The organism is Clostridium sp. BL-8, assembly GCF_002006495.1.
Taxonomy (GTDB): domain Bacteria; phylum Bacillota; class Clostridia; order Clostridiales; family Clostridiaceae; genus Clostridium.
In genome coordinates, this window is sequence record NZ_LZZL01000137.1 from 1 (window position 1) to 10028 (window position 10028).

8 protein-coding genes and 1 pseudogene are annotated in these 10028 nt (G+C 29.9%); all 9 read left to right on the forward strand.

Annotated features, from left to right (window positions below; all coding sequences use genetic code 11):
• Window positions 1-225: 225 nt before the first annotated feature.
• Window positions 226-648, forward strand: coding sequence for an HIT family protein (locus CLOBL_RS25645; RefSeq protein WP_077861592.1), 423 nt, complete (start codon window positions 226-228; stop codon window positions 646-648).
• Between the two features lie 54 nt (window positions 649-702).
• Window positions 703-2109 (forward strand): glycoside-pentoside-hexuronide (GPH):cation symporter, encoded by a 1407-nt coding sequence (locus CLOBL_RS25650; protein ID WP_009170801.1) that lies wholly within the window; start codon window positions 703-705, stop codon window positions 2107-2109.
• Between the two features lie 251 nt (window positions 2110-2360).
• Window positions 2361-3761 (forward strand): glucuronate isomerase, encoded by a 1401-nt coding sequence (gene uxaC / locus CLOBL_RS25655; protein WP_009170800.1) that lies wholly within the window; start codon window positions 2361-2363, stop codon window positions 3759-3761.
• 152 nt (window positions 3762-3913) lie between these two features.
• Window positions 3914-5362 carry a tagaturonate reductase gene (locus tag CLOBL_RS25660; protein WP_077861593.1) on the forward strand — a complete coding sequence of 483 codons (1449 nt, stop codon included), beginning with the start codon at window positions 3914-3916 and terminating at the stop codon, window positions 5360-5362.
• 33 nt (window positions 5363-5395) lie between these two features.
• Window positions 5396-5818, forward strand: a complete 423-nt coding sequence (locus CLOBL_RS25665) for an HIT family protein (RefSeq protein ID WP_077861594.1) — start codon at window positions 5396-5398, stop codon at window positions 5816-5818.
• A gap of 58 nt (window positions 5819-5876) precedes the next feature.
• Window positions 5877-7289, forward strand: a complete 1413-nt coding sequence (locus CLOBL_RS25670) for a glycoside-pentoside-hexuronide (GPH):cation symporter (RefSeq protein ID WP_077861595.1) — start codon at window positions 5877-5879, stop codon at window positions 7287-7289.
• A gap of 527 nt (window positions 7290-7816) precedes the next feature.
• Window positions 7817-8464: a bifunctional 4-hydroxy-2-oxoglutarate aldolase/2-dehydro-3-deoxy-phosphogluconate aldolase gene (locus tag CLOBL_RS25675; protein WP_009170796.1), complete on the forward strand. Its 648-nt coding sequence runs from the start codon at window positions 7817-7819 to the stop codon at window positions 8462-8464.
• Between the two features lies 1 nt (window position 8465).
• On the forward strand, window positions 8466-9416 hold the full coding sequence (locus CLOBL_RS25680) for a sugar kinase (protein WP_077861596.1): 951 nt from the start codon (window positions 8466-8468) through the stop codon (window positions 9414-9416).
• Between the two features lie 344 nt (window positions 9417-9760).
• A pseudogene (locus CLOBL_RS25685) lies at window positions 9761-10028 on the forward strand (tagaturonate reductase); the annotation flags it as partial.

Genomic DNA, 10028 nt, shown 5'->3' on the forward strand with positions numbered 1-10028 from the left:
GTTTAACCGACAAGGTTACTGAATACTTAGCAATAATTGAAAAAGCAGGTATGAAGGAAGCTGTTAAAGAAGTACTATAAAACTAATATAAATATTGGAAAATATAAATGCTATTTAGTATTTATATTTAGAGGATTTTTGTAAGATTGTTTGTTAAAAAACAATCAATGTAAAAGTTATGATGATTGTTTTTTTATTATAAATTATTATCAAGGAGGAAGAAAAATGAGTTTTGATCAGAGTTGTTTTTATTGTTCTAAAAATCAAGATCTTGACAATTTAATGATTAAGATTTGTGATTTAGAGGTATCGACAGTATACTTATTCAAAGAACAAACTTATAGAGGAAGATGTAATGTAGTTTTTAAAGAACATAAAAGTGAAATTACAGATTTAACTGAAGAAGAGGCAGCGTTATTCATAAATGATGCACGAAAGGTTGCAAAAGCAATTCATAAGGCTTTTAATCCGGACAAGGTTAATTATGGAGCATTTGCAGATACTATGAAGCATTTGCATCTTCATATAGTACCTAAATATGAAGGTGGCCCATCCTGGGGAAAAACTTTTGAGATGAATCCACAGAAAGTTATGTTAACTGATGCGGAATATAGAGATTTAATAGCTAAGATAAAAAATAATTTATAAAATTTGATTTATATTGAGAAATAATCAAATTGAAATAACTATGGAGGAATAATAATGGAACAATTGAAAAAAAATGCTGAAGTACGGAATACGGATGCAGGTAATGTTAAACTAAGTTTAAGAGAAAAAATATCTTATGGATTTGGAGATTTTGGTAATGGCTTTATGTTCGATTTAGGCCAATCATATCTTACAAAATTTTTTGTTGATACATGTGGAATAAGTGCGGGAGCAGTTGCTGGAATATTCTCGATTACAAAAATATTCGATGCATTCATGGATCCTCTAGCTGGTTCAATAATAGATGGTAGAAAAGCTGGTAAAAGCGGTAAGTTTAGACCAGTAATGATGATTTCTAGTATAATTCTAGCTATACTTACAGTTGTTACTTTTACAATGGCGGAGATTCCGATGTCAGCTAAAATTATATATGGATATGCAACATATATGGCATGGGGACTTGTATATTCATTCACTAACGTTCCTTATGGATCATTAGCATCAGTAATGACAAGAGATATAGATGAAAGAAGCCAATTAGCTACATTTAGGCAAGCAGGATCATTAGGAGCACAATTGATTGTTGGTGTGGCATTTGTACCAATACTTATGATGTTTCCTAATAAAAAAATCGGTTATCCAGTTGCAGCTGCAATAATGGCAGTTATTGGAGTTGTATCATTTTTCATTTGCTTCAGTAATACTAAAGAACATGTTGTAGTTAATAGAGAAGGAAAATCCGAAAAAGCTACTGCTAAAGATTATTTCAAAGTTGTATTTACCAATAGACCACTTTTATGTTTAATCATAATGCAATTATTCACAATTTCAGCAATGAATACAAATAATCAAATGATGATTTTCTTTGCTCAGTATAACTTAGGTGATATTACTCTTCAACCAAAAGTTAATGGTATAATGATTGGATGTTCAGTAATTGGTATATTCTCCATTCCATTTTTAGTAAGTAAATTTGGTAAAAAGAAAACGGCTATGATAGGTTTCGTAATTGGAATTATAGCTAATGGATTAAACTTTATAATACCAACAAATCCTACAACATTTACAATACTTGTTACAATTGGATATGTAGGATTAGCAATTCCAAATGGAGTCACTTGGGCGTTCGTAACAGATGCTATCGATTATGGTCATTGGCATACTGGAATAAGAAAAGAAGGGGTAACATATGCTGCCTTTAATTTCTCAAGAAAAATTGCTCAATCTATAGCTGCACTAGTAAGTGCAGGTGTGTTAGGAATGACAGGATATGTTGCAAATGCTGAGCAAAGTGCAGAAACATTACTTGGAATCAAGGGTGCAATGACATTATATCCAGCAGTTGCATTAGTTATAGCTGCTATTGTAGTTGGCTTATTACACAATTTGCCAGATGATAAATATAGAAGAGTAGCACAAGATTTACAAGAAGGCAAATGGGAAAATGGTATTCTTGAATAGTAATCATATTTAAACACTTTGGAATTGGTAATATAAGTGTTAGAGATAGATTTCAGAATGCAATAAATAGAGTTTTAGTGTAAAATCTTACAAAAAAAACGAAGAAGAAGAAAAAATATGTTAACGTTAACTAAAAAAGTGTTGCGTTCTAAATAAAATCATAATATAATAATATTAAAGTACTGTTCACGTTAACAATTGAATGATATTTAAATTGTTTACGTGAACATAATAAGGAGAGGAATTTAACTATGAAAAAATTTATGGATGAGAATTTTTTATTAAGTAATGGCGCTGCAGAAAAGCTATATCATGATTATTCAGAAAAGATGCCAATCATTGATTATCACTGCCATATCAATCCAAAAGAAATTTTAGATAATAAAAAATTTGAAAATATAACTCAAGTATGGCTTTATGGTGATCATTATAAATGGAGACAAATGAGAACCTTTGGAATAGATGAAAAGTACATTACAGGAGATGGAAGCGATTACGAAAAGTTCTTAGCTTGGGCTAAAACAATCTCATACGCAATCGGAAATCCCCTTTATCATTGGACACACTTAGAACTTAAAAGATTCTTCGGTATAGATGAAGTTTTAAATGAAAAAACTGCACCAGATATCTGGGAAAAAGTAAATAAGATGTTAAATGGGGATGGATTCAGAGTAAGAGATCTTATTAAAAAGTCAAATGTTAAAATGCTTTGTACAACAGATGATCCAATAGATTCGTTAGAATATCATTTAGCAATTAAGGAAGATAAGAGCTTTGACGTGAAAGTATTACCAGCATTTAGACCTGATAAGGCATTAGGAATCAATAAAGAAACATTTAAAGAGTGGTTTAATAAATTAGAAGAAGTTGTAGGAACAAAAATTACAAACTTTGATGAATATTTAGCAGCTTTAAAGAAGAGAGTAGAATTTTTCCATGAAGTTGGATGCAGAGTTTCTGATAATGCATTAGATTTTGTTCCAGTAGGAAATGCTTCAATAGAAGAAGTAAGAGAAATATTTGCAAATGTATTAAAAAATGGTCAAGTGCCTTTTGAGGATGAAAATAAACTTAGAGCTTATGTATTAAAATTCTTCGGAAAATTATATCATGATTTAGGCTGGACAATGCAATTGCATATGAATTGTGTTAGAGACAATAACTCAACAATGTTCAAAAAACTAGGGCCTGATACAGGATTTGACGCACTAAATGATACAGAAGTCGCAATTCCATTATCAAGATTATTAGATTCATTAAATGTTGAAAAAGCATTACCAAAGACAATAATATATAGTTTAAATCCAAATGATAATTCAACTATAGGAACATTAATAGGATGTTTCCAAGGAGATGGAATTAAAGGTAAAATGCAATTTGGATCAGCATGGTGGTTCAACGATCATAAAATAGGTATGGAAGATCAACTTAGAACTTTAGCTAACTTAGGAATGTTAAGCACATTTGTTGGAATGTTAACAGATTCAAGAAGCTTCTTATCATATACAAGACATGAATACTTTAGAAGAATCCTTTGTAATGTAATCGGACAATGGGTTGAAAATGGAGAATTACCAGATGATATTGAACATTTAGGACAAATTGTAGCAGACATAAGTTACAATAATGCTGAAAAATACTTTAATATGTAGCAAGTTTACTAAGTAAAATAGAACTATCGAAGCTATTTAGTAACTTAGATACTAGTTTATTAATATGCTTTGATAGTTTTATCTTAAAATGCATTAATCTAATCTTAGTCGTAGAAAAATATGTAGTAATAGATACTCAGGGGGATTTACTAATGAGGTTAAACAGAGAAATATATAAAAATTTCAAAACTTATCCTGAAAAAGTATTGCAATTTGGGGAGGGAAATTTTTTAAGAGCTTTTGTGGACTGGCAGATAGATAAGATGAATGATGAAGCTGGTTTTAATGGAAGTGTAGTAGTAGTTCAACCAAGAGAACATGGGAAGATTCATAAGTTAATTGAACAAGATTGCTTATATACTGTATACCTTCAAGGTATTCAAAATGGGAAAGCTTTAAAAAAACATAAAGTAATAAATTCCATAAGTAGAGGAATTAATCCATATAAGGATTATGATGAATACCTAAAAGTTGGTGAAAATCCAGAACTGAAATTTGTAGTATCAAATACTACAGAAGCAGGAATTGCCTTTGATGAAACCGATAAACTTGAAGGTGGATGTCAAAAAAGCTTTCCGGGTAAATTAGCAGCATTCTTATATCATAGATTTAAAGTATTTGATGGTGACAACTGTAAAGGTTTAACAATAATACCATGTGAACTAATAGATAGAAATGGTGAAAAGCTTAAAGAAATAGTATTGCAATACGCTGAAATTTGGAATTTAGAAAAAGAATTTATTAATTGGATTAATAATTCAAATACATTTTGTTGCAGTTTAGTGGATAGAATAGTACCAGGATATCCAATGGATACAATAGATGAGATAACAAAAGAATTAGGATATGAAGACAAATTAGTTGATATTGGTGAAATGTATCATTCGTGGATAATTGAAGGACCACAATCTTTAAAGGAGGAACTACCTTTTGAGAAAGCTGGGCTTAATATAAAACTAGTAAATGATATGACACCATATAGAACAAGTAAAGTAAGAATACTAAATGGTCCTCATACAGCAATGGTACCTGTATCATATCTTTATGGCTTAGATACAGTAGGAGAATCAGTGGATCATGAAATAATAGGAAAATATATAAAAGGATTAATTTATGAAGAAATAGTAGAAACATTAGATTTACCGCATGACGAATTAGTAGAGTTTGCGGATGCAATAATTGAAAGATTTCAAAATCCATATGTAAAACATTATTTAATGAGTATAGCATTAAATTCAATGTCAAAATTTAAAACTAGAAATTTACCAAGCTTAACTGAATATTTAGATAGAAAAGGGAAGCTTCCTAAAAAATTAGTATTTTCTCTTGCTGCACTAATTGCATTTTATAAGGGAAAAAGAGAAGAAGAAGATATTGAACTTTCAGATGATGAAGAGGTATTGAAATTATATAAAAATTTATGGACTAATTATGATGGAACAAGTGAAGGAATAAGAAATATTACCACTTCAATCTTGGGATACGAAAAGAATTGGGGAAGCAATTTAAACCAGATATCTGGTTTAAATGATGAAGTGACTAAATACTTAGAGGCTATTGAAAAATTAGGAATTAAAGAAGCTATTAAAATGGCTCTTTAATATAAATATATTACTATAAAGGAGGGGAAAATAATGAGCTTTGATTCAAATTGTTTTTACTGTTCGAAAAACAGTGATCTTGATGTATTAATGATAAAAATTTGCGATTTAGAAGTATCAACACTATACTTATTCAAGGAACAAACTTATAAAGGAAGATGTAATGTAGTTTTTAAAGAACATAAAAGTGAAATTACAGACTTAACTGAAGATGAAGCAGCATTGTTCATAAATGATGCACGCAAGGTTGCAAAAGCGATTCATAAAGCTTTTAAGCCGGATAAAGTTAATTATGGAGCTTTTGCTGATACTATGAAACATCTACATCTTCATATAGTACCAAAATATGAAGGTGGTCCATCTTGGGGAAAAACTTTTGAGATGAATCCACAAAAAATACTGTTAAGTGATGAGGAATATGAAAAATTAATTAATAAAATAAAAGATAACCTATAGAATTTTACAATTTAATAAGACATGATAAATAAAATTTAAATATACGGAGGATGTATATATGGAAAATTCGCTTAATAACAACGAATTAAACAATGCAAAAACTGATAATAAAAATGTTAAATTAAGTTTAAGAGAAAAAATATCATATGGATTTGGAGATTTTGGTAATGGTTTTATGTTCGACTTAGGGCAATCATACCTTACAAAATTCTTTATCGATACATGTGGAATAAGTGCGGGAGCAGTTGGAGGTATATTTGCATTTACAAAGATATTTGATGCATTTATGGATCCACTAGCTGGCTCATTAATAGATGGTAGAAAAGCTAGTAAGAGTGGTAAGTTTAGACCAGTAATGATGATTTCAAGTATAATACTTGCATTGCTTACAGTTATTACATTTACTATGCCTGAAATACCACTTTCATCTAAAATTATATATGGTTATGCAACATATATGATTTGGGGACTTGTATACTCATTTACTAATGTACCTTATGGATCATTGGCATCGGTTATGACAAGGGATGTAGAAGAAAGAAGTCAATTAGCTACATTTAGACAGGCCGGTTCATTAGGAGCACAATTAATAACAGGTGTAGCTTTCGTACCTATTCTTATGATGTTTAGTGATAAAAGAGTTGGTTATCCAGTTGCAGCTGCAGTTATGGCTGTTATAGGAATTATTTCATTCTTTATCTGTTTCATAAACACAAAAGAACACATTGTAATTAACAGAGAAGGTAAATCAGAAAAGGCTTCTGCTAAAGATTACGTTAAAGTTGTATTCACAAATAGACCGCTATTATGCTTAATTCTTATGCAATTATTTACAATCTCAGCAATGAATACAAATAATGGAATGATGATTTTCTTCTGTCAATATAACTTAGGTGATATTGCACTTCAACCAAAAGTTAATGGTATTATGATTGGATGTTCTGTAATTGGTATATTTGCAATTCCGTTCTTAGTAAAAATGTTTGGTAAAAAGAAAACTGCAATTACAGGATTAGTAATAGGAATTATTGCTAATGGATTAAACTTTATAATACCAACAAATCCGACTACTTTCACAATTTTAGTTACTATTGGATATGTAGCATTAGCTATTCCAAATGGAGTTACTTGGGCATTTGTTACAGATGCTATAGATTACGGTCACTGGCATACAGGAATAAGAAAAGAAGGTGTAACATACGCTGCATTTAACTTCTCAAGAAAAATTGCTCAATCTATCGCTGCTCTTGTTAGTGCAAGTGTATTGGGAATGACTGGATATGTTGCAAATGCACAACAAAGTGCAGAAACATTACTTGGAATCAAAGGCGCAATGACATTATATCCAGCTATAGCATTAGCATTAGCTGCTATTGTAGTAGGTGTGTTACATAACTTACCAGATGATAAATATAGAAAAGTAGCACAAGATTTACAAGAAGGCAGATGGGAAAACGGTAATCTTGAATAGTAATTATGTTAAATAGAAATTAATCTTAGAACAATATAAATAATATGGCATCGTTACTTTCTTTACAAAGGTAATGGTGCCTTTAATAATAATTTCTTAAAGAAAAAACAAACGTTAACAAAAGTATTGCATTATTTAAAAAACCATATTATAATATATATGGTTAGCAGATTGTTGTGAAAAAAGTTGTTCACGTTAACAATGACTTTATTTATTATTGTTCACGTAAACATAAGAACAGTGATTTGATAATTATAATATTTTGATATGTAAATAAGTTGTTTATAAATTAACTTATTTAATATATAAAACACAGTTCTCAAGCAAAATTAAAAACAACCAAACGTATACTAAGGTAATGTTGAATTTCTTCAAACACATATTTTTCATACTATAAATTATTAACATTTTAAGTTAACCATTTTGAGAACTGTGTATTTTAAAAAATACTTTTAATTAATATGAATTAGAAATTAATAATTGTTTAACATATATATTAAATTATAAATAGAATTTGAGGTGCTAAAATGAGAAGAGAAGAAGTATTAAGAAATATAAAAGAAGCTGGAGTTGTAGCGGTAGTTAGAGGTGACTCTAAAGAAGAAGCTTTAAAAATTGTGGATGCAGTTTCAAAAGGTGGAATAAAGGTTATGGAACTTACAATGACAGTTCCAAATCCAATAGATGTAATTAAAGAAGTAGCTGAGAAATACAAAGGAACAAATGTGATAGTTGGAGCTGGAACAGTTTTAGATACTGAAACAGCAAGAGCATGTATTTTAGCTGGAGCACAATTCATTGTAAGTCCAAGTTTAGACATAGATACATTAAAGCTTTGTAATAGATATAAAGTATTAGTTATGCCTGGTGTAATGACTGTAAAAGATGCAATCACTGCTATGGAATATGGTGTTGATGTGGTTAAGGTATTTCCAGCTAATCTGTATGGACCATCAGTAATTAAATCGTTTAAAGGACCTCTTCCTCAAGGAGATTTCATGCCAACAGGTGGAGTGACAGTAGCTAATTTACATGAATGGGTTGAAGCAGGTGCTGCAGTAGTTGGAACAGGTGGAGATTTAACTAAGGGAGCTAAAACAGGAGATTATGATTTAGTCGAAAAAACAGCTAAAGAATTTGTAGATGCTTATAGAAAGGCTAAGGAGAAAAAATAGTATGGATGTTATAACGTTTGGCGAATCAATGGTTGTCTTTAGTCCTAATAATAATGGACCTTTAAGACATGTTCATACTTTTAATAAATCACTTGGTGGAGCGGAATCTAATTTTGCTTCAGCTGTAGCTAAATTAAATCACAGTGTAGGTTGGTTTTCAAGAGTTTCAGATGATGAGTTTGGACGATTTGTTATTAGCGCCATAAAAGCCGAAGGGGTAGATACATCAAGAGTAATATTTGATAAAGAAAACCCGACAGGTCTGCTTTTTAAAGAGCGTTATCAAAGGAGTAATCCTAATGTTTATTACTATAGAAAAAATTCTGCAGCAAGTAATCTTTCAGAAAAAGACATTGATGAAGAATATATAAAACAAGCAAAAATACTGCATTTAACAGGAATAACTCCAGCATTGTCAGAAAGCTGTAGAAATACAGTATATAGGGCAATCGAAATTGCAAAAGCAAATAATGTATTAGTATCTTTTGATCCAAATATAAGATTAAAGTTATGGAATATTGATGAAGCTAGAAAAGTTTTAGTAGGTATAGCAAGTAAAGCTGATATTGTAATGCCTGGTTTAGATGAGGGTGAGCTTCTTTTAGGATTAACTGATAAGAATGAAATATGTGATTACTTCTTAGGAAAAGAAGCTAAAATTGTAGTAGTTAAGTTAGGTGCGGAAGGTTGTTACATTAAGGATAAAAAAGAAGGAGTTAAAGTACCTGGATATAATGTTTCCGATTTAATCCAAGATACAGCTGGGGCAGGCGATGGCTTTGCAGCAGGATTTATATCTGGATACTTAGATAATTTATCGTTAAAAGAAATTGGTGAATATGCTAATGGCGTTGGAGCAATGGCAACTTTAGTACAAGGAGATATGGAAGGATATCCATATTATGAGCAGCTGTTAGAATTTATAGGTAAGAAACAGGGAATTGAAAGATAATATATTAATATAAATCTTATAACTAACTAGAACATAAGAAAGGTGTGATAACTAGAAAGATAATAAATTTAATAATTGATAATTATATGAGAATAGTTAAGAATGATTCATTAAATATAGATTATAGATTAAGTTAAGTATATCCTATCTCTAAATATAAGTTAACGAAGTAAATAAATTATATTTTAGTTTTATTTTTAACTATTCTAGAAATTATTTTTGTCAGAAAATTCAATAAATAATTGACAATGTACAATATCTAATGAAAAACATTTTGCATTGTGAATTGTGTATTGAAATTAAAATTAACTTTACATGAACATTATAAGTTTGGAGGAGAAACAATGAAATTAAGTAAGGAAACATACAAAAAATTTAAAACTTATCCTGAAAAGGTATTACAATTTGGAGAAGGTAACTTTCTAAGGGCCTTTGTTGATTGGCAAATAGATAAGATGAATGATGAAGCAGATTTTAATGGTAGTGTGGTTGTTGTTCAACCTTTAGAAAATGGTTTGGTGGATATGTTAAATGACCAAGATGGTTTATACACTCTGTATCTTCAAGGAATGCAAAATGGTAAAGCATCAAAAACTCATAAAATAATTAATA

Bases quoted from the DNA above. Each gene is read 5' to 3' on its own strand.
- CLOBL_RS25645 (WP_077861592.1), top strand. From the start codon at position 226: ATGAGTTTTGATCAGAGTTGTTTTTATTGTTCTAAAAATCAAGATCTT.
- CLOBL_RS25650 (WP_009170801.1), top strand. From the start codon at position 703: ATGGAACAATTGAAAAAAAATGCTGAAGTACGGAATACGGATGCAGGT.
- uxaC (WP_009170800.1), top strand. From the start codon at position 2,361: ATGAAAAAATTTATGGATGAGAATTTTTTATTAAGTAATGGCGCTGCA.
- CLOBL_RS25660 (WP_077861593.1), top strand. From the start codon at position 3,914: ATGAGGTTAAACAGAGAAATATATAAAAATTTCAAAACTTATCCTGAA.
- CLOBL_RS25665 (WP_077861594.1), top strand. From the start codon at position 5,396: ATGAGCTTTGATTCAAATTGTTTTTACTGTTCGAAAAACAGTGATCTT.
- CLOBL_RS25670 (WP_077861595.1), top strand. From the start codon at position 5,877: ATGGAAAATTCGCTTAATAACAACGAATTAAACAATGCAAAAACTGAT.
- CLOBL_RS25675 (WP_009170796.1), top strand. From the start codon at position 7,817: ATGAGAAGAGAAGAAGTATTAAGAAATATAAAAGAAGCTGGAGTTGTA.
- CLOBL_RS25680 (WP_077861596.1), top strand. From the start codon at position 8,466: ATGGATGTTATAACGTTTGGCGAATCAATGGTTGTCTTTAGTCCTAAT.